Raw genomic sequence first — 18,806 nt, 5'->3', positions numbered from 1 at the left:
TTCCCACATGCGAAGCGGATATTCGCAATCCGCTTCGCTACTTGCTCATAACCGAATAACTGCTCCGCAGCTTATCAGAAGGAGCTTGCACTCCTCCTGATACAAGCAAGTCCCCACCCACAGCTTATTGCTTTTCGCAATGGAATCAGGGGACTTACTTGATTCGGTTAAATCACCCCGGAAAACAGAAGTTTTCATCCTGTTTTCCGGGGTGATTTTTCTTTTTATTTTACTGTATTTCCGTCTGCATCCACAGTCACAGTATTGACTGTTGCATTGTCGAGAACCATATTGATCATGCGCTCCATCATGATATTGCGCACTACCGTATCTTCCCCGTAATAATCATTGGCCGCTTTCAGGAAATCTTCCTGCGACATATTGGCATTGGCTGCCTCGTCGTTTAAGATCTGCTGGTAATCCTGGTCATCTGTCGTCCAGCCTTCTGCCTCTTTTACGGCATCCAGAAGAAGGGCACTTTTTGCCATCGTTCCTGCATACGTTGCTTTCTCCTGATTGTAGGTTGCTCTGTCCGCATACTGCTCCAGATAGTCGTCCAGGGAAATGCCGTAATTCTGAAGATAAGTGGTATACCGTTTATCGTAATCCTCTTCGCCAAGGGTGATATAGGATTTCGGAATTTTGTTAAACGTACAGCCGTCTGTCACCTGCTGCATCGCGTCATTCTGCAGATTATTTTCCGCTGTCGTCTCATTTGCAGCCTCCAGCTCTGCGCGTTTTCCGGCACGGTATTCCTCCACAGTGCTGTAATCTGTATTCTCTGCTACCCATGCATCGTCGAGTTCCCATCCGTCAATGTTTTCTGCCGGGCGGGTAAACGCATTTACCGTAACGGTAAACACAACGTCTTTTCCTGCCAGATCGGTACTCTGATAGCTGTCCGGGAATTTCAGGTTCAGATCCTTTGTCTCCCCCGTTTTCATTCCAACGACACCATCCTCAAATCCATCGATGAAGGTTCCGGAACCAATCACCAGATTGTAGGAATCGCTGCTTCCGCCGTCAAACTCCTTGCCGTCAACTTTTCCAACATAGGCAATATCGGCGGTGTCGCCTTTTTGTACGGTGGCGTCCGGATCGTCCATGGTGACAGCTGTCTCTGCCATAATGGCCGTCTGTACGTCATCATCCGTTACCTGCTCTACTTTCTTTTCCAGTGTCAGCTTTTTGTAATCTCCAAGCGTTACACACTCTGCCGGATCAACTTCCTCATCGACAACCGGAATCCCGTCTACATCACTCGGGGAAGCGTATTCCTCAGAAGCTGTGCTGTCGGACGATGTGCTGCCTGCGCTCGACGCATCGGATGCTGAGGAAGCGCTTGTGCTGCTTGCGCTTGATACGGAACTGCTGCTTGTTGTATTGTTTTTTCCACATCCGCTCACACTGGCTGCTCCCAGTGTCATGAGCAGAAGCATGACTGCTGCTTTTCTTTTCATTCTTGAATTTTCCTCCATACTACGCCGTTCCCGGCGCGTTGTAAATCTCATTTTACCATACTTGTCTGGTAAAAAAAAGGCTGGGGCTCCGATTTTAGAAATTCTTATGATTTTCGACCGTAAAATCGCCTGGATTGCGCTAAAATGTGTTTGCGTTTTGCCGAAATCAATGTTAGAATGTTCATAGACTGGCATTGTATGTTCCGATGCCCACATTATTTTTTGCAGAGGAGGAATAGAGGGATGAAACCCTGGATTATCGTATTAATCGTATTAGCTGTCATCGCTGTCATCCTTGGTCTGCTGTATTACTTCGGTAAAAAAGCACAGACAAAACAGGCCGCACAGCAGGAACAAATGGAGGCCATGAAACAGACTGTCTCCATGTTGATCATAGATAAGAAAAAGCTTCGCATGAAAGATTCCGGACTCCCACAGATGGTCATTGACCAGACACCGAAAATGATGCGTCGCGCAAAACTGCCGATCGTCAAAGCAAAAGTCGGTCCGAGAATCATGACCCTGATCTGCGACGCTGCTATCTTCGATCAGATCCCGGTGAAAAAAGAAGTCAAGGCTACCGTAAGCGGTATCTACATCACCGGAGTTCGCGGCATCCGCGGTTCGTTAGAGCAGCCGGCAAAGAAAAACGGCTTCTGGCAGAAAATGCTCCGCAAGGCACGCGGCGAGGAGAAATAAAATTTCATCTGAAACAAAAAGAAACACGCTTTGCGTGTTTCTTTTTGCTTTCGCGGCAGTCGCCAAGGTCTCGTGCAAGCCCGGACTTTGGCTCGTTGCTCGCGAAAATACCCGAGTTGAATGATTTTCATTCTTCCCGGGTATTTTTTTATAAATTCAGTTTTCCGCCTTCCCGCGGTCTTACCTCGATATCGATTACGCAGTCCCCCACGTAGCTGTCGTTGATGTCGAGCGCGTATTCTGCCTTCAGTAAAATCTGATCCGGCGTCTCTTTCATTCTGACCTTCGTCGCCGCAACTCCCATGTTGATCATGCCATATGGCGTGTGATAAAACGAAATGTTCTTTTTATCCTCCTCAAAAATCATATGGACATCAATGAGGCCGCGTTTGCGCACCTCGAGGGCGTTTTCCGTAAATTTGATCATGTTGTGCGTCATCATGTCAAAGCCTTCGGTTGCCTCGTCGTAGATCAGAAAGTGATGGCCGTTTTTCTTGTAGTACGAACCCGTCGTCATAACCTCCACCGGTTCTTGTTCGCCGGATTCCTCATCCATCAGATACTGCAGTCCGCGGATGCTGATGAGTACGTCTTTTTCCATCCTTTTCTGGTGTTCCTCTCTCTTTTCTGTATGTCGTTTTTAATAGTTTTCAATCTGTACCTGTTTCGTATCGCTGATCTGCTCCGGCAGAACGGAATGTGCGAAGGCATTGAACCGCTCCACGCCGTCGCTTGCGAAGAACTGGTATTTCTGACGGCCCAGCTCATCGTTTCCAGGATTCTCCAGATCCAGCTCCCGCAGCAGTCTGCACAGTGCCTGTGAGGTTTCGTATGCCGGGTTGACGAGTGTTACTTTTTCTCCGACTACTTTCCGCAGCAGAGAACGCAGCAGCGGATAGTGGGTGCATCCCATAATCAGCGTGTCGATGTCTTTATCCAGAATCTCTGCCAGATAGCGGCGCGCCACTTCCTCGGTGATCGGATCTTTTGTCCAGCCCTCTTCCACGAGCGGCACGAACAGCGGACACGGTTTTCCGTAAACGGTGATCGCCGGATCTGCCTCGGTAATAAGCTGCTGGTAGAGGCCGCTCTGAATAGTGCTCTCGGTTGCGATGACGCCGACGCGCTTGTTCTGCGTCGTCTCGACGGCCATCTGTGCGCCCGGTTTTACCACGCCGATGATCGGGAGATCAATCTCTTTTTCGATCGTATCGAGTGCCAGCGCGCTCGCGGTGTTGCAGGCGATGACGATTGCCTTGACCTGCTGGGTTTCCAGAAAGTGTACGATCTGGCGGGAATAACGGATGACGGTATTTTTCGATTTGGAACCGTACGGCACACGCGCGGTATCTCCAAAATATACGATTCGTTCGTCGGGCAGGTTTCGCATAATCTCACGCACTACGGTCAGTCCGCCGACACCGGAATCAAAGACGCCGATCGGCGCCTGTCTGTCTGCTTTCATACTTTCCTCCATTTTTCATCCGGCATTACTTTTTTGTCATGCCGAATGGGGTTCATTTCTATATTTAATATATCTGAATTTTTACATTTCTTTTTTCATTTCACGACCCTGGTTAAAATAGGTCGCTGATACATTATTTTAACCCGAATGGAGGAATATTGCAATCATTTCTCTTGAAAGTCTTTCGAAAAATCCGCCTAACGCCAGAAAAACCGGAACGAAATCCGGTCACTTTTCAGGATTTCGCGGTAGGCGGCGTCACTCAACAGATTCTGCAGCGGAATCCGGCTTTTTTCGACTTTTTCTGCACTTTCGCCATCCTCGTTTACGGGGCGCAGGGCATCCGAAAAGCAGATGGACGGGTACAGCATGCACCACCAGTTGTGCCCTTTGGCTCTGCCGATGTTGATCTGAAGAGCGTCGTACGTTCCGGCGGGGAGAATATAATTGCCCGTTTCTTTTTCCTCAAAACTGGCTTTTCCGTACGTTACGGTGATATCGTCAGTACTGCCTCCTGCGCGCAGCGTCTGAAGGGCGGCGGCACGGATGGAGGGCTCGTTTTCACGCAGGATTTCTTCGGTTTCTGCTTTTGTTTCGGCTCCGTGCAGGATTGTCTGCAGTTCTTCGGCAACGGCATCGCGTACCTGAAGCTTGATCTGCTGGTCGGAGGCGCAGTCGCTGTTGGCTCTTACGTGAAAGCGCACGATCTTTGCAGCGACTTCCTGCTGCAGACGGGACTCGCGGAGAAGATTGGCGGTTCCGGAAAGGATCAGCGCCGCAATGCAGACGGGGAGCCAGCGGCGACAGAAAATTTGAAATGCCGCCTGGAATTGACTTCTATACTGGTTCCCAAATGTATTTCGGGGCTGCGCCTGCCTGTCCCTGGATTTCTTCTGTGTCTGATTTTGATTCCGTTTCCGGCTCTGTACTTTTTTCTCATTCATATGCTGCCTCCTGTTTTTTTCCAGTTTTGCCGGATTTCAAAACTTTTATACACAGACACTCACTACCCGCTCCGATATTCCATACACTTTAAACCTTTTACGGCGCTTTCGGAATCCACAGAATGCTCCTTTCGTTTTCCCACGCATAGCACAAGTCCGCCAGTGTCACCGCCTCTTTTCTTTTCACCCGGTTGTCATAAATTCCGCACAGGTACTCACCGACGGACTCCACCTGTTTTCCGTTCTGCTCCATGATATCTTCTGGTTTTTCTGCGTGAAACAGATAGGCACTGTGCCCAAGCGCACGGTCCTGTTCCAGGTACTTCAACAGTTCTTCCATCCGTCCCCGGTCACTGAGCAGTGCATCGGAAAATACAATCGCCTGGACGTGTCCGGTGTCGAGATCATATTCCTCTGTGCTGTCATATTGCTGCGCAATCTCCTCAAACGTCTCCGCTTCAAAGAACAGCGATGCGGGGTCCTCGTCGGTTCCCTCCTCCTGCTCATCCTTTCCCTGGCCGGTCACCACCGCAAGATTCGCAGGCGCATACCAGACGCGCCATTTACCGCCAGCCGTCTCCTTTTCTCCGCCGCTCTCACTGACCGCCGTCCCGGTTTCTTCCCCAGTTTCACTGTTTTCCGGCGCAGTCGCCCCTTCCGACATATAATCAAAGGCAACCGCCAGTGGATACAGCCGCTTTTCCGGCTCTACTGCCCCGCAGGATGACAGGAAAATCATACTGCCCAGCGCCAGACACACAAGCCGCAGTTTTTTCATATGCTTCTGGCAGAAGCCGAGCAGCACCGTGATGGCAAGGAAAAACGGAAAGTAACCGTATCGGACCGACCAGCCGCTTTCCGCGCATGACAGCAGCCATATAAAAAGCACTGTACCGATCTGTACATAGAGATTCTGCGGTTTCCACAGTCCCGTCTTCTCTCCGATCAGCGATACGTAAAACAGCAGACTTCCCAGTGTGAACAGCAGTCCCATCAAAAGAAATGCCATCCACAGAATATCAAACCGCTCCAGAAATCCACCTGGCAGGCTCGTTCCTGCCATTAACAGTAAGAGCGGGTCCTGCGCCGCAGCCGTGCCGCGCCGGCCGAAAACGCCGAGCAGCGCCATGCTTCCTGCAATTACAAGAAGCCCCGTTTTCCAGATACTCTGCGTCACCGGAAGAATGACACTCCTGTGCTCTTTCTGCACATGCCCCAGTAAAAACGGCAGCAGCGCAATCGGTGTTCCATTTTCCAGTGTTCTCCACACATTCCACCCAAAAAGTATTCCGTTATCCACAATTTCAACAGACTTTGCTGTCTTCCAGGCATCCTCAAACGAGGAAAAATGCATCTGCGGAACCGTCAGCAGAAGCAGAATCAAAATCCCGCCCACAATCCACGGATAGAGTGCTTCCGCCAGCCGTCCTCTTTTCTGTACTTCACTGCCGACACCAAACCCGGCCGCCGCGAGCAGAAACAGTCCGCAGAGCTCCTGCGGTACACCCGCTGTCAGATACGCGGCGGCAAGCTCTGCCATTCTGCGAAGCAGTGTTCCGCCGAGGAAAAGCAGATAACACAGATACATCACTGCCAGAAGGAGTTTCCCAGCCTTTCCCATCACGCTTTCCAGGCGGCAGTAAAGCCCGCCAAGGCGCACGAGATAAATGCACCACACCGCCAGCAGCCCATATCCAACGAAAATCCCTGCCATACCGGGCAGGCCGTCCGATGCGCCGTACGCCGCGAGCTGCCAGAACGCCGGGCAGAGCAGAACGAGCACGATCTGGCGTTCCATCTGGCGCTGTGAAATTCTGTCATTTTCCGAAAACATGCGTCACTCTCCCCTTTCCTGTTTTTCTTCCGGCTCCGCAGCTTTTCTGTTTTTCCGCAGCCGCACTCTCTGATCGCGCTTTGTAAAGACCGGCCGCTCCCGCATCTGATGCAGCGGCGGCCGCCATACGGAATCCTTCGGCGCATGGTAGCCCGCAAGTCCTTTCCCGACGAACGGCATCAGATAGGGAATGCCAAAACTCGTAAGCCCGGCGAGATGACCCGCGAGAAGAAACGTGCCGAGCGCCATGCCGAAAATGCCGAGCCATCCGCCGAGCAAAATGAAGCCGAATTTCAGCAGCCGGAACGGCGCACCGAACTCTTCGTTCGGAATCGCCAGCGAACAGAGCGCCGAAACCGCAACCACAACGACGGTCATCGGGCTTACCAGATTGGCGGAAACCGCTGCATCTCCGATGATCAGCCCGCCCACAATTCCGATCGTCCCGCCAAGCGGCCCCGGCATGCGCACACCGGCCTCGCGGATCAGTTCAAAAGCAAATTCCATCAGAAGAATTTCCAGAATGCCGGGGAACGGAACGCCTTTCCGCGCTTCGGCGAACGCCAGCAGGAGTTTGGTCGGAAGCACCTGCGTGTGAAAGCCCGTGACAGCCAGGTATCCGCCCGAAATCCACAGGGCGAGAAAGACCGCCGCATACCGCAGCAGCCGCTCAAATGAGACGATCAGAAAATGATGATACCGGTCCTCACTGACCTTTAAAAAGCTGTCAAATGATGCCGGGAAGAGAATCCCGACCGGGGAATTATCACATAAAAGCAGGATTCTTCCGTCCAGAATCTCCATCGCCGCGCGGTCCGGCCGTTCGGTCGTCTCGAAGCGCGGGAACGGCGATTTCCACTGCGGTTCGCAGAGCTGCTCGACCATGCCGCTGTCAAAAACGCCGTCCACCTCCCAGCCGGCAATCTGCTGTTTTACCTCTTCCAGAAATTTCGGATAAATCAGCTCTTTCTCATACACCAGAGCCAGAACCGTATCAGAACGCGCACCAAAATGTATCTCCTCCACTTTCAGATCGGTGGTCCGCAGACGCTTGCGGACGAGTGCCGTGTTGGTTTTGACAGAGTCGGAAAAACCTTCGTTAGAGCCGCGCAGCACTTTTTCGGACTCCGCTTTTTGCACTCCTAAATTGGGATAACCCTTCGATCCGATCTTGACTGCACGGTCATAATGATCCACAAAAAGAATTGCATTTCCCGCAAGCATGGAAGCGAACGCAGCTTCCATAGTGTCAAATTCCAGTGCATCCGAAATTCCGAGCTGATTTTCCGAGAGAACCCACGGGATATCTGCCTCGGGAACCTCCATCAGACGGTTCAACAGCTTCCCGATCACGGAATCCTTCAACATAACGCAGCTCACCGCCACTTCTACGTAGATCAGCAGCGCACCGGTTCCGCCCGTTTTGCCGAGTTTCATCGGGCGGATCTGAATATCATCGCAATTTTCACACCATGTACGGATCACGCTTTCATTTTCCGCCAGTGTGAGTGAAATCTGCGTCTTCTCTTTTTCCATGCCTGCGTCCCTCCTTCTCCTCCTTTTGAAAGCTTCCGAAAAACCATCTGGAGAAATATACTCTGCAAAATTTCATAAAAAAACATTCTGTCACGATTTTTTACTCTGTAACAGAATGTTCCTTTTTCGAAATTTTATACGCTTTTATTTTTCTTCTACACCCGTCATGCTCTGGTGATGTACGGTCTGCATAATACTCTCCTGCTGTCGCTCGATATGCTCGCGGATCATCTTCTGTGCGCCTGCAAGATCCCGATTTTTCATACGTTCATAGAGGGCATCGTGCTCCTCGACCAGGGAACGTCGGGATTTTACATCCTTTAAATATTCAATCCGGTAACGGTACATTTGCTCCCGCAGATTGTTCAGCAGCTGAATCAGGCGCTCGTTGTTCGTCGCCTGATAAATCACATCATGGAATGCCACATCTGCCTGTGCAAGCTTCTGCAGATCATCCGTCTCTGTTGTCTCCAGCATTTGTTCAAAGCTGCGCGATGCCTGATAAAGCTTCTGCAGTTCGCTCTCTGTAATCCGCTGACACGCCAGTTTTACCGCCAGCTCCTCGAGTCCGAGCCGCACCTCCAGCACATCGTTCAGATCTTTTTCCGTGATCTGCGCCACCTGTGCACCCTTGCGCGGCACCATGATTACAAGGCCATCCAGTTCCAGCATGCGAATCGCTTCACGGATCGGCGTACGTGAAACGCCGAGCTGATTTGCCAGCCGGATTTCCATAAGCCGCTCTCCCGGCTTTAACTCCCCGCGCAGAATCGCCTGGCGCAGCGTGCGGAACACGACATCACGGAGCGGAAGGTACTGATAATCCTCCATCTGCAGGTCTAACTCATTTTTTACCATACTTTGTACCTCCCGGTTTTGATACTGTAGTCAGGAATGTCTGTTTCGACAGTCCGCTTATTTTTAACTGAGCGCGGGCAAATTCTGCCTTGTCCGGATCGTCGAAAATGCCGAATACGGTCGGGCCGCTGCCGCTCATCATCGCATTGACCGCACCGTTTTTCATCATCTGTGCCTTGATCTCATCGATCACCGGATACGCCGGACACGTCACGGATTCCAGCACATTTCCCATGCGGTCCGTGATGCCGTACAGGTCATGATTTCGGATCGCCTCTACCATGCCGTCGATATCCGGATGCTCCGTCACCTCGTCAAGATGCAGGTTTCCATAGACAAATTTCGTCGAAACATTGATACCCGGTTTTCCGATCAGCACGTAGCACATCGGTACGCCGGGAAGGGATGTCAGCTTTTCGCCGATTCCTTCTGCCAGCGCTGTACCGCGCATCACACAGTACGGAACATCCGCACCGATCTGCACACCCCGCTCCATCAGCTGGCGTTTTGTCAGACCAAGCTGAAACATGCGGTTAATTCCTACCAGTGCTGCTGCCGCATCCGAGCTTCCGCCCGCCATGCCGGCCGCTACCGGGATAAATTTTGTCAGGTTCATATCAACGCCCTGACGGATATCAAATTCATCCATCAGAAGCTTGGCCGCTTTGTATACGAGATTTCCGTCATTACACGGAAGGAACGGCAGATTGGTTGTAAGCCTTATTCCGGGTTCTTTGCTCTCCTTTATTTCCAGCTGATCGTACATCTGGATCGTCTGCATTACCATGCGGACTTCATGGTAACCATCCTCTCTTTTTCCGGTCACATCAAGACCAAGATTTATTTTTGCAAGCGCACGCAGTTTCATCGTAGGCACCACCTTCGGTAATGTTTTTTGTATACATAGATATTAATGGATTTTTCTTCTATTTTCAAGCTTTATCTTCTGTTTTTGTACATAATTTTATACAATTCAGTTCAACAGACTTAGAAACGCAGGCGTAAGCGGTGGCTAATGGAAACGAACAAGAGCAAAATAAGAGTTTACGAACCTGTCGAAACTTGCTATAATTTTCATCAGATATCAGGGCAAAAGATCAAAAAGCCGGTGCAAGCTCGCTTGCAAGAGGATTTTTGATCTCTTGACCCCAACATTTTTGTCAGAAGCCAGAGCATGTCTGAAAAAAACTTTTCGTAAGCTGCGAATCTCAGATTACGGAAATGATTTTTTCAGACATGCTCTAGCTTCTGCGAAAGAAAAGGAAGTAGCTTTTTATGAGTTCACAAAGATCTTATTCATTTTCCCGCCAGGCTCTGGTCAACGGAATCCGCGATGGCATTCCGATCGGGCTTGGCTATTTTGCGGTCTCGTTTTCGCTCGGCATTGCGGCGCGTAAGGCAGGTCTTAGTCCTTTTCAGGGCTTTCTCGCCAGTCTTTTTAACAATGCTTCCGCCGGAGAATACGCCGCCTTTACACTGATTGCCGCCAATGCAGGCTATCTGCAGGTCGCCATCATTACGCTCATCGCCAATGCGCGGTATCTGCTGATGAGCTGTGCGCTTGCCCAGCGTTTTTCACCGGACACGCCGTTTTTCCACCGTTTTCTCATTGGTTACGATGTAACGGATGAACTGTTTGGCATCACAATCGCGCGCCCGGGCTGGCTGAATCCGTATTATACATACGGTGCCATTCTCGTCGCTGCTCCCGCGTGGTCGATCGGCACGGCTCTTGGTATTATTGCCGGAAATCTGCTGCCGCTGCGCGCTGTCAGTGCCTTAAGCGTGGCGCTGTACGGCATGTTCCTTGCAATCATCATTCCCCCGGCGCGAAAGAGCCGTGTGGTAGCGGGTCTTGTTGCCGTCAGCTTTTTCTTAAGCTTTATCTGCAGCTATCTCCCGGGCATCTCCACTCTCTCCGACGGAACCAGAACGATTCTGCTCACCGTTCTGATTTCCTGCGCCGGAGCTATCCTGTTCCCGGTAAAGACAGAGGAGGAAAATGCTGATGTACAATAATTATATCTATATCGCCGTCATGGCTCTGGTTTCCTACACAATCCGGATTCTGCCGCTGACGCTGATTCGGAAGCCGATTAAAAATCAGTTTATTCAGTCGTTTCTGTACTACGTTCCATACGTGACGCTGTCCGTCATGACCTTCCCGGCGATTGTCCATGCAACACAGAGCCCTGTTTCCGGCGCACTCGCGCTTGTCGTCGGCATCGCAGCCGCATGGTTCGGTGCAAGCCTGTTTCAGGTTTCGGTGGCATGCTGTGCCGTGGTGTTTGTGATTGAATTATTTTTGTAATAGAAATGAGCCGCCCTGTGGGAACAATCCTTTTCCCCGGGGCGGCCCGTTTTGTATGTATTACTTTTCTGTTTCTGTTTTTCTGAAATGATAAACGCTGACCGAAGCCGCCGGCAGTGCAATCTGGAAGGAGTCTTTTTCCCGTGCAGGTGCTTTTCCTTCTTTGCAGCGGACTCGGTTCGGATGTTTCGCATCGTTGTAGTTCTGCGGATCTTGGGAGTACAGTGTTTTGGCCTCAACAAATTCCGGACACTGTTTGAATTTCAATTCGATTTTCTTTGATTCGCTGTAACTTGTATTTACGAGATTGACGTAGATATCATCATTTTTGATCGAGGCAAAAATGCAGACCTCAGGATCTTTGTTCTTTTCCTCAAAGCCAAGCGTATACGCACCCTGATGCACCTGATACATATCGAACACATCGTAGTTTGGTGTCAGAATACAATGCTCACCATCCGTCAGGAACAGGGAATTCAGGACATTGACAGACTGTGCCACACATGCCATGCGCACATCCCCGGTATTGCGGTGGAAGATGTCGAGCGTCAGTGCAGTTGTAACGGCATCACGCATCGTACACTGCTGATACAGCGCCGGGCGCGCATTAAATGCACTGCTGTGCCAGTTGCCCCACTCACCGACAATCAGTTCACATTTTCTCGGTGCCGCCTGGAACGGACCCTCCGGTTTCGGAAGTGCCTCAAGACCAGCGTCTATCAGGCGGCGCTGCTCGTGAATGACATTTTCCAGCTCTTTGCATCCATTGATCACATCATACCACTGTTTTTCATCAAACTTTTTCTCTGTCTGAAGCTGTTTCAGATTCCAGTTGTAAAAATGGAGATCGTAGCCATAGAGAGACGGCATCCGGTATTTTCCCATTTCCTTAAAGAAATCTTTTGTCCACGCAGCACGTTCTTTCGGCTTATTTCCATCCGGGCCGCTGGCGATGCATTTCATGGAAAATGTCTGATCGCCGCCTCCAAACGACGGACAGGAGGAACTGAATTTCCGGTATTCGTTCGCATACATCTGCGGCGTCATTTTTCCGCCGCCGTCCCATACTTCATTTCCGATACCCCAGTATTCAATCTCGAACGGTTTTTCATGGCCGTTTGTTTTTCGTTCCTGCGAAAGTGCCGTCGGCTCTTTGCGGTTACAGTACTCCATCCACTCTCGCATCTCGGATGGAGAGCCGGTCATCATATTGATATTAAACCATGGCTTCGCGCCGATCATCTCGCAAAATTCCATCATCTCGTGTGTACCGAACTGATTGGGATCCGTCTCGAAAGTACCGAAGTTTTCATTGTATGTAACCGGCCGCTGCTCCCGCGGACCTATGCCGTTCCGCCAGTGATATACATCCGCAAAACATCCGCCCGGCCAGCGGATCACCGGCGGGTGCAGCTTCTGAAATGCATCCACAAGGTCTTTTCGGATTCCATGATAATTCGGAATTTCCGAATCCTCTCCAACCCAGATTCCATCATAAATACAGGAGCCAAGAAACTCGATAAAGTGTCCCTGCAGTTCCGGGTAAATATATTTTTCTCCAGCTAATTTTCGAAACGTAATCTTCTGCATAAAAATCCTCCAAATGAAAGGGTGGTGTGTATTTTTGCTCCTTTTCAGTATAGGACACTTTAAAGGAAAATACAATTTATTCTGAAAAGATCTCCGTAAAACTAGGATTTTCTGGTTTTACGGAGATCACAAATTTTTATGCTCTTTTTTTGCCTGCTCCCCTCGGCGGATTTACCCGTCGAAATTTTAGCGCCCGTTCTGGAGTCGTTTCCGGACAATCTTCATCAAATACAATAGGTTTTTCTTTTGCTGCTTTTAGTTCCCTTAATTCTTCTTCTGAAAAAGCGAGTTCTTTTATCAGGCTTTCTGTCATTTCTTTAGTATTTACCATAATAAAGCCCCCTTTCAAAATTGGTTGCATATCTTGCGGAGATTAATCTTGTCACATCTATTTCTGCCCCATTTTCATTTTTCCGTATTCTTTCCGTATACACTACAAACAAAACATCATCACTTTTTATATTTCCGATCATAATCTCTGTATCACGCTCTATTTGCGCTGTCCCTGCAGATAAATCACCTATGATATCATATCGATCTTCAACATTACTATTTTCCTCATCATAATATTCTATTCGATCATAATCAAAAAATACACGGGCAGCACTTTTAAATGAAATTCCATGTTTTTCTATATTAATTTTATTCTTTTTCTCATCATATTCGAAAATCATTCCACCAAGTGAAAATGTTACAGTTTTGCTATTCTCCAATGATTACCTCCGATTTCAGTATTTTACTGTTTTTATCGTATCATCTTTTCTTTTCTGCGTCAATGCATGATGTTAATTCACAAATTGCAATTCTTTACTTGACATCTGATATTATCAGTGATATATCAATAGTATAATCAGAAAGAAATGCAAGATTTACCAGTTGATAACGCATAAAAAACTATACAGGAGAATTTTCATGGATCAGAAATTATATGACAGTTATGTAAAGATTTTAAAAAACGAGCTTGTTCCGGCGCTTGGCTGTACAGAGCCGATTGCCATTGCATATGCGGCAGCAAAAGCACGCGAAGTACTCGGACAGATGCCGGAATCGATCGAGCTTTGCTGCAGTGGAAACATCATCAAAAACGTAAAGGGTGTTAAAGTTCCAAACTCCAATGGCCTGAAGGGAATTGATGTTGCGGCAACGCTTGGCGTCGTCGGAGGCTGTGCCGAACGTGAACTTGAAGTACTTGAAGATGTGACCGAAGCAGATATTGAAAATACAAAAAAGCTGGTACAGCAGGGATTCTGTACCTGTACTTTAAAAGAAGGCGTAGAAAATCTCTACATTGTTGCAAAAGTCATTGCCGGAGAGCACAGTGCAGAAGTAACAATTGTAAACCGTCATACTCTGATTTCACGCATCGTAAAAGATGGTGAGATACTTTATCAGATTGCGGCGCATGAGGATTCCCCTGAATACGTTGATAAAAGTGTGCTGAACGTCAAGGATATTCTTGAATTTGCCGATACTGTGAAGATCGAAGACATCAAAGAAATTCTTGACCGTCAGATCACCATGAACTCTGCCATTTCCGATGAAGGTCTCCGTCATCCATACGGTGCACAGGTTGGCCGCACGCTGCTGAACGAATACGGCAATGACGTAAAAATCCGCGCCCGCGCCCGTGCAGCGGCAGGCTCCGATGCGCGTATGAGCGGCTGCTCTCTTCCGGTCGTCATCAATTCCGGCAGCGGAAACCAGGGCATGACCGTTTCCCTTCCTGTCATTGAGTTTGCAAAAGAATGGAACGTTTCCCAGGAAAAACTGTACCGCGCACTCGTTGTCAGCAACCTGATTGCGGTTCATCAGAAAAAATATATTGGAAGTCTTTCCGCTTACTGCGGCGCCGTCAGCGCAGGCTGTGGAGCCGGTGCCGCCATTACCTATCTTTCTGGCGGAACTTATGAAGATGTCAGTCTGACGATCGTCAACACCATTGGAAACGTCGGCGGTATTGTCTGCGACGGCGCAAAATCCTCCTGTGCGGCGAAAATTGCATCCGCTGTTGACGCTGCTATTCTCGCCCACTACATGGGCCAGCATCACAGAAGTTTCCAGCCGGGCGAAGGTATCGTGCGGGAAGATGTCGAGGATACGATCAAGAGTATGGGATACATCGGAAGAGTCGGCATGAAAGATACCGATACGGAGATCCTGAATATTATGATCGACCGTGTGGATATTGACGAAGTGTGTAAATAACGAAAGTATTACGATAGACAGCCATCTGGACAAACTTGCACAGATGGCTGTTTTTATATTGCTCTTTCTGTCCATACAAAAACCCGCTGCGACGCCCTCTGTCGAACAAAATTTCCGATAAATTGTGACACACATCTTGTGGAAAGCTTTTTTCAAACAGGCTCTGATTTTGATTAGCAGTCCCTGTCACATCCCATAATTCAATTTCAGTTTCGCAAAAAAGTCTCTCAACGTCAGCTCCGCATTCGGATCATGGTAAACGCGAATTTTGCGGTTCTTTCCGGTGAAGTGATAGCTCATGTCCTCATAGCTGATTTCCGGCGCTTCTACCATTTCATAGAGGTCGGTACGCTGTACCTCTGCCAGCAGCAACCCAACTGTCGGAGAATCGCCGAGACCCCAGATTTCGCCGTGCGGCCATTCCTGGAACTGATAGAAGGTGTTGTTAAAGTCTACCATCTGCTGATACAGATAATTTCCAATTTCTCCACATGGCTGAACATTAAGCTGCAGCTCGGCAAGAGAAACTGTTACTTTCTTGTATACGGTAGACGGAACCTGCCATACCTTCATGCCGGATTTCATCACAACGTTTGCAGCTGCGATATCCTGGCGGAGGTTGAACTCTTCTCCCCCTTCCGGATACGGTGCTCCGCCGATCCAGATGGCGGTCATGCGGTCTGCGATTTCCGGTTTCATCAGAAGTGCGGAGGCAACGTCGGTCAGTGCTCCCTGGCAGGCGATGAACAGCGGATGCGGATCATCTTTCATGGCTTCTTCGGCGATCAGCTTTGCGCCATCCGACACGGCCGGAGTCTGCTCGTCCTTCATCGGAAATTCCGATCCTTTGCAGACCGGGCATACGCCCTGCCGATCCATCAGATCCAGCACTTTATTGACCTCGTCCATGCTCGCCTGTGCTGTGTGGCCATCGCCGTAATCGCGGGAGAACATGTTGAAGTGACACGGAACGATGCCTTTCAGAATAAACATCGGTGTCATCAGGTGATGTGCCAGTGCGAACTGGTCGTCCGCCTCATTTTTGCAGTCTGTGCTGACAATCATACGCACGCGTTTGTTGTCCGGCACGGAAAATGTGTAATTCATTTTTTTCATAGTAAATCCTTTCTGCTGTAAAAGCCAAAAACATACAAAGCAATCCGCCCGAAGACCGCACAGCTTTACGGTTTCCGGGCGTATTTGCCTTAGATCTAATTATACCTAATGTTGATCTTTCGTTAGTTTGCTTCTTTTGCTGCTGCAATCGTATCAAGGTTAGACTGCGGAGTTTCTGTAGCTCCTCCGTTTTCATCCAGCCATTTATCCAGCTGCTCCTGTTTTGCATCCATAACAGTCTGCAGTCCGGCTGCATACAGCGCATCATTCAGTTTCTGGAGTGTTTCTTCTACACCAGCAACTCCGACAGAGCCTGTCTCAAGTGCTGGACGATACGTATTCAGTGCATTCTGCAGAGCTGTGATCTGTGTAGAGTATTCAGAAGAATCCCACATAAATCCGTATGCCGGTGAATACTGTGCCCAGTCGTTATGGTGCTGCAGTTTATCCCAGTAATTTGCATCCTTGGAACCATCATTCCATACGTATGTGTTAAACTGATTGCCCATAAACCATCCTGTATTCTGATGATATTTAAAGTTAGAAGCATCTTCACCATCTACATAATAAGCAGTACCATCATCCAAAACTTTATAGTTTACATCCTGAATACCATTCTGCCACAGATTCATAACCTCCGGATCTGTATACAGCGCGGAGATAAACTTAAAGGCCATTTCCGGATCCGCACTGTTGGTTGCGATGCCAGTATCATAAAAACTTACGTTTGTAGTTGAATATCCACCTTCTACATCCTGTCCAAAATACATTGCATAGCAGTCTGTTCCTGTAGATGCCTTTGCCTCAACAAGATAGCCCGGCTTAATTGCTGACATATAAGAGAACGTATTTCCAGCCTTCATCATAACTGCAGCTCCCTGTGTATCCGTCAACGCATCCGGATAAATGTATCCTGCATCAAACCATTCCGCCAGCTGGGTTACTGCTTCTTTGTAAGTATCGGTTTCAAACTCGTTCACTACGGTTGTGGAGTCATGATCAGCCTCCCAATCCAGAACACCGAACTGATCCGCTAACTCGTCGAAAAATGCAAGACGTCTCATCGGGCTTGCACTTCCCTGCAGATACAGAGGTGTCATTTCCGGATGTGCTTCTTTTACTTTCTTGAAAATTTCAGTTGCAACAGACCAGTCATACACTTTTCCGGTGTATTCATCCTGATTCAGCTCCAGTCCGTATTCCTCTGCGATACCAAGTTCATCACAGATATCTGCTCTCATAGTCAGACCACCAAGTTCAACCGATTCCTTCTGTGCCGGAAAACCGAACAGAATACCATTCATGGAACCTACCGTTGCATTTGCTTCACCAAGCACATCTTTAATAGCCTGTCCCTCCGGAGTATCCATATACTGGTTCATATCGACAATACCATTCATTGCAATCCAACTGGAAGCATTGCTGTAATAAATTGGCATAACATCCAGCTCATCACCACCGGAAATCATCAGCTGAATCGTCTGCTGATATTCTGCATACTGCAATGGAAGAAATTCCACTTCAATATGATATTTCGGAATCATGTATTCATTCAATGCATCCTGCACTGCGGTACGTGCTGCGTCATCCTGCTCGTAGAACTCGACGAAGGCAAACACGAGATGATAAGGATTTTCTTCCGTGTACTCACCAAGCTCTGTTTTTGTTACGGAAGCATCTACCTCGCCAGATGCCGATGCTGTTGATGTTGTTCCAGAAGAGCTCTTGGATGAGCCGGAAGTGTCTCCACTGTTTCCGCAGCCGACAAGCAGGCCGCCCACCATTGTCGCTGCCAGAAAAGCAGCAAGCATTTTTCTTTTCATATGAAAATTCCTCCTTAAAATAAGTTTATCACGAAGCAGCCCTTTTCGCTGCTAATGATTCATTCCATCTGTATCAGCCTTTGACTGCGCCAAGAGCGATACCTTTTGCATAATATTTCTGGAAAGACGGGAAAATCAGCATAATCGGCAGAATTGCTACGAATGCAATTGCCATCTGGATTCCCGTTGCCGGAATGGTCGATGCAGCTGCTGTCACATTCGAGTTGGAGCTCTGTGTCAGGAACTGAATATTCTGTACCATCTGGTTCAGAAGGTTCTGTACGTTGTACAGACCTGTATTCTTAACGATATAGTACAGACCATTGGTCCAGTCATTCCAGTAAGCAAGGCCTGCAAAGGTGCCCATTGTTACCAAGATCGGTTTTCCAAGCGGAAGTACGATTTTCCAGAAGATGGTAAACTGGCTTGCACCGTCAATCTCTGCCGCCTCGTATAATCCATCCGGAATGCTTGTGGTAAAATAAGTTCGAATCATCATAACATTCCATGCAGAAAGCAGGAAGTTTGGAAGCAGCTGTGCAAAAATCGTATCTTTGATATGGAAGGTACCTGTCCACATAATGTAAGATGGAACGATACCGCCGTTGAACAGCATGGTAAAGAACACGAAGAACATCATCACATTTCTGCCCGGAAGATTTTTTACTGACAAAGGATAGGCCATCAGAGCAGACAGAAGGACATTCAACAGAGTTCCGACTACCGTGACACCAATACTTACTCCATAGGCCTTCAAAATCTGACCTCCGGATTTGATGATGTAGGAATAGGACGCGAGGGAGAACTTCTTCGGAAAGAAGGAGTATCCATTCGCTACCAGTGTGTTTTCATCTGTAATAGAAGACATAAATAACAGAATAAACGGTAAGATAATGGCAAGCGTCCAGATAATCATGACAGCGTTTGCTAAAATCTGATATTTGGAAAATGGTTTTTCTTTCATA

The 18,806-nt window shown here is 48.6% G+C and carries 19 protein-coding genes; 5 read left to right on the top strand and 14 right to left on the bottom strand.

What is annotated here, in order from left to right:
• Window positions 1-224: 224 nt before the first annotated feature.
• Window positions 225-1,460 (bottom strand): trigger factor, encoded by a 1,236-nt coding sequence (tig, locus tag PGS38_RS12465; RefSeq protein WP_270476345.1) that lies wholly within the window; start codon window positions 1,458-1,460, stop codon window positions 225-227.
• A gap of 243 nt (window positions 1,461-1,703) precedes the next feature.
• Here tig and PGS38_RS12460 point away from each other — a divergent pair, with 243 nt between their 5' ends.
• Complete coding sequence (locus tag PGS38_RS12460) at window positions 1,704-2,159, top strand: hypothetical protein (RefSeq protein WP_117510035.1); 456 nt, start codon at window positions 1,704-1,706, stop codon at window positions 2,157-2,159.
• 148 nt (window positions 2,160-2,307) lie between these two features.
• On the opposite strand, the gene PGS38_RS12455 is transcribed toward PGS38_RS12460, so the two are convergent.
• From PGS38_RS12455 to ispE, 7 genes are all read right to left on the bottom strand, one after another.
• Complete coding sequence (locus PGS38_RS12455) at window positions 2,308-2,760, bottom strand: YwiB family protein (RefSeq protein ID WP_022462143.1); 453 nt, start codon at window positions 2,758-2,760, stop codon at window positions 2,308-2,310.
• 39 nt (window positions 2,761-2,799) lie between these two features.
• The gene (gene murI / locus PGS38_RS12450) at window positions 2,800-3,624 is read right to left on the bottom strand and encodes a glutamate racemase (protein WP_022462144.1); all 825 of its coding nucleotides are present in this window, start codon (window positions 3,622-3,624) and stop codon (window positions 2,800-2,802) included.
• A 197-nt stretch (window positions 3,625-3,821) separates the two neighbouring features.
• On the bottom strand, window positions 3,822-4,568 hold the full coding sequence (gene spoIIR / locus PGS38_RS12445) for a stage II sporulation protein R (protein WP_270476343.1): 747 nt from the start codon (window positions 4,566-4,568) through the stop codon (window positions 3,822-3,824).
• Between the two features lie 97 nt (window positions 4,569-4,665).
• The gene (locus tag PGS38_RS12440; RefSeq protein ID WP_270476342.1) at window positions 4,666-6,402 is read right to left on the bottom strand and encodes a GerAB/ArcD/ProY family transporter; all 1,737 of its coding nucleotides are present in this window, start codon (window positions 6,400-6,402) and stop codon (window positions 4,666-4,668) included.
• Window positions 6,403-6,405: 3 nt separating this feature from the next.
• The gene (locus tag PGS38_RS12435) at window positions 6,406-7,938 is read right to left on the bottom strand and encodes a spore germination protein (protein WP_270476341.1); all 1,533 of its coding nucleotides are present in this window, start codon (window positions 7,936-7,938) and stop codon (window positions 6,406-6,408) included.
• A 144-nt stretch (window positions 7,939-8,082) separates the two neighbouring features.
• Complete coding sequence (locus PGS38_RS12430; protein ID WP_243109180.1) at window positions 8,083-8,796, bottom strand: GntR family transcriptional regulator; 714 nt, start codon at window positions 8,794-8,796, stop codon at window positions 8,083-8,085.
• Window positions 8,783-9,664 carry a 4-(cytidine 5'-diphospho)-2-C-methyl-D-erythritol kinase gene (gene ispE, locus PGS38_RS12425; protein ID WP_119208052.1) on the bottom strand — a complete coding sequence of 294 codons (882 nt, stop codon included), beginning with the start codon at window positions 9,662-9,664 and terminating at the stop codon, window positions 8,783-8,785. Before ispE ends, PGS38_RS12430 begins: the two co-directional genes overlap by 14 nt.
• Before the next feature lie 407 nt (window positions 9,665-10,071).
• Between ispE and PGS38_RS12420 the strand changes: the two genes are divergently transcribed.
• Both PGS38_RS12420 and PGS38_RS12415 read left to right on the top strand, forming a co-directional pair.
• Window positions 10,072-10,815: an AzlC family ABC transporter permease gene (locus PGS38_RS12420; RefSeq protein ID WP_119208053.1), complete on the top strand. Its 744-nt coding sequence runs from the start codon at window positions 10,072-10,074 to the stop codon at window positions 10,813-10,815.
• Window positions 10,805-11,107 (top strand): AzlD domain-containing protein, encoded by a 303-nt coding sequence (locus PGS38_RS12415; RefSeq protein ID WP_330410127.1) that lies wholly within the window; start codon window positions 10,805-10,807, stop codon window positions 11,105-11,107. The genes PGS38_RS12420 and PGS38_RS12415 overlap by 11 nt, the downstream gene beginning before the upstream one ends.
• Before the next feature lie 60 nt (window positions 11,108-11,167).
• On the opposite strand, the gene PGS38_RS12410 is transcribed toward PGS38_RS12415, so the two are convergent.
• From PGS38_RS12410 to PGS38_RS12400, 3 genes are all read right to left on the bottom strand, one after another.
• Complete coding sequence (locus PGS38_RS12410; RefSeq protein WP_119221379.1) at window positions 11,168-12,697, bottom strand: alpha-N-arabinofuranosidase; 1,530 nt, start codon at window positions 12,695-12,697, stop codon at window positions 11,168-11,170.
• Between the two features lie 136 nt (window positions 12,698-12,833).
• On the bottom strand, window positions 12,834-13,028 hold the full coding sequence (locus PGS38_RS12405; protein ID WP_055226225.1) for a hypothetical protein: 195 nt from the start codon (window positions 13,026-13,028) through the stop codon (window positions 12,834-12,836).
• The gene (locus tag PGS38_RS12400) at window positions 13,015-13,410 is read right to left on the bottom strand and encodes a BrnT family toxin (protein ID WP_330427590.1); all 396 of its coding nucleotides are present in this window, start codon (window positions 13,408-13,410) and stop codon (window positions 13,015-13,017) included. Before PGS38_RS12400 ends, PGS38_RS12405 begins: the two co-directional genes overlap by 14 nt.
• Window positions 13,411-13,609: 199 nt before the next feature.
• Between PGS38_RS12400 and PGS38_RS12395 the strand changes: the two genes are divergently transcribed.
• Both PGS38_RS12395 and PGS38_RS17830 read left to right on the top strand, forming a co-directional pair.
• Complete coding sequence (locus PGS38_RS12395) at window positions 13,610-14,902, top strand: L-cysteine desulfidase family protein (protein ID WP_055267159.1); 1,293 nt, start codon at window positions 13,610-13,612, stop codon at window positions 14,900-14,902.
• A 57-nt stretch (window positions 14,903-14,959) separates the two neighbouring features.
• On the top strand, window positions 14,960-15,079 hold the full coding sequence (locus PGS38_RS17830; RefSeq protein WP_368250375.1) for a DUF6783 domain-containing protein: 120 nt from the start codon (window positions 14,960-14,962) through the stop codon (window positions 15,077-15,079).
• Between the two features lie 9 nt (window positions 15,080-15,088).
• Here PGS38_RS17830 and PGS38_RS12390 read toward each other — a convergent pair whose 3' ends face one another.
• From PGS38_RS12390 to PGS38_RS12380, 3 genes are all read right to left on the bottom strand, one after another.
• Window positions 15,089-16,018 carry a nucleoside hydrolase gene (locus tag PGS38_RS12390; RefSeq protein WP_070103170.1) on the bottom strand — a complete coding sequence of 310 codons (930 nt, stop codon included), beginning with the start codon at window positions 16,016-16,018 and terminating at the stop codon, window positions 15,089-15,091.
• Window positions 16,019-16,140: 122 nt separating this feature from the next.
• A complete protein-coding gene (locus PGS38_RS12385) occupies window positions 16,141-17,841 on the bottom strand; it encodes an ABC transporter substrate-binding protein (protein WP_117801836.1) in 1,701 nt (566 codons plus the stop codon).
• A gap of 73 nt (window positions 17,842-17,914) precedes the next feature.
• Window positions 17,915-18,805, bottom strand: coding sequence for a carbohydrate ABC transporter permease (locus PGS38_RS12380; RefSeq protein ID WP_055226220.1), 891 nt, complete (start codon window positions 18,803-18,805; stop codon window positions 17,915-17,917).
• Between the last annotated feature and the right edge of the window lies 1 nt (window position 18,806).

It is taken from the genome of Fusicatenibacter saccharivorans (assembly GCF_027667425.1).
In the GTDB taxonomy this organism is placed as follows: Bacteria; Bacillota; Clostridia; order Lachnospirales; family Lachnospiraceae; genus Fusicatenibacter; species Fusicatenibacter saccharivorans.
This window is presented reverse-complemented; position numbering and strand designations above follow the sequence as displayed.

What these genes read in the sequence shown, in the direction of transcription:
- tig (WP_270476345.1), bottom strand. Translation starts at nt 1,460, where the DNA reads ATGAAAAGAAAAGCAGCAGTCATGCTTCTGCTCATGACACTGGGAGCA.
- PGS38_RS12460 (WP_117510035.1), top strand. Translation starts at nt 1,704, where the DNA reads ATGAAACCCTGGATTATCGTATTAATCGTATTAGCTGTCATCGCTGTC.
- PGS38_RS12455 (WP_022462143.1), bottom strand. Translation starts at nt 2,760, where the DNA reads ATGGAAAAAGACGTACTCATCAGCATCCGCGGACTGCAGTATCTGATG.
- murI (WP_022462144.1), bottom strand. Translation starts at nt 3,624, where the DNA reads ATGAAAGCAGACAGACAGGCGCCGATCGGCGTCTTTGATTCCGGTGTC.
- spoIIR (WP_270476343.1), bottom strand. Translation starts at nt 4,568, where the DNA reads ATGAATGAGAAAAAAGTACAGAGCCGGAAACGGAATCAAAATCAGACA.
- PGS38_RS12440 (WP_270476342.1), bottom strand. Translation starts at nt 6,402, where the DNA reads ATGTTTTCGGAAAATGACAGAATTTCACAGCGCCAGATGGAACGCCAG.
- PGS38_RS12435 (WP_270476341.1), bottom strand. Translation starts at nt 7,938, where the DNA reads ATGGAAAAAGAGAAGACGCAGATTTCACTCACACTGGCGGAAAATGAA.
- PGS38_RS12430 (WP_243109180.1), bottom strand. Translation starts at nt 8,796, where the DNA reads ATGGTAAAAAATGAGTTAGACCTGCAGATGGAGGATTATCAGTACCTT.
- ispE (WP_119208052.1), bottom strand. Translation starts at nt 9,664, where the DNA reads ATGAAACTGCGTGCGCTTGCAAAAATAAATCTTGGTCTTGATGTGACC.
- PGS38_RS12420 (WP_119208053.1), top strand. Translation starts at nt 10,072, where the DNA reads ATGAGTTCACAAAGATCTTATTCATTTTCCCGCCAGGCTCTGGTCAAC.
- PGS38_RS12415 (WP_330410127.1), top strand. Translation starts at nt 10,805, where the DNA reads ATGTACAATAATTATATCTATATCGCCGTCATGGCTCTGGTTTCCTAC.
- PGS38_RS12410 (WP_119221379.1), bottom strand. Translation starts at nt 12,697, where the DNA reads ATGCAGAAGATTACGTTTCGAAAATTAGCTGGAGAAAAATATATTTAC.
- PGS38_RS12405 (WP_055226225.1), bottom strand. Translation starts at nt 13,028, where the DNA reads ATGGTAAATACTAAAGAAATGACAGAAAGCCTGATAAAAGAACTCGCT.
- PGS38_RS12395 (WP_055267159.1), top strand. Translation starts at nt 13,610, where the DNA reads ATGGATCAGAAATTATATGACAGTTATGTAAAGATTTTAAAAAACGAG.
- PGS38_RS12390 (WP_070103170.1), bottom strand. Translation starts at nt 16,018, where the DNA reads ATGAAAAAAATGAATTACACATTTTCCGTGCCGGACAACAAACGCGTG.
- PGS38_RS12385 (WP_117801836.1), bottom strand. Translation starts at nt 17,841, where the DNA reads ATGAAAAGAAAAATGCTTGCTGCTTTTCTGGCAGCGACAATGGTGGGC.
- PGS38_RS12380 (WP_055226220.1), bottom strand. Translation starts at nt 18,805, where the DNA reads ATGAAAGAAAAACCATTTTCCAAATATCAGATTTTAGCAAACGCTGTC.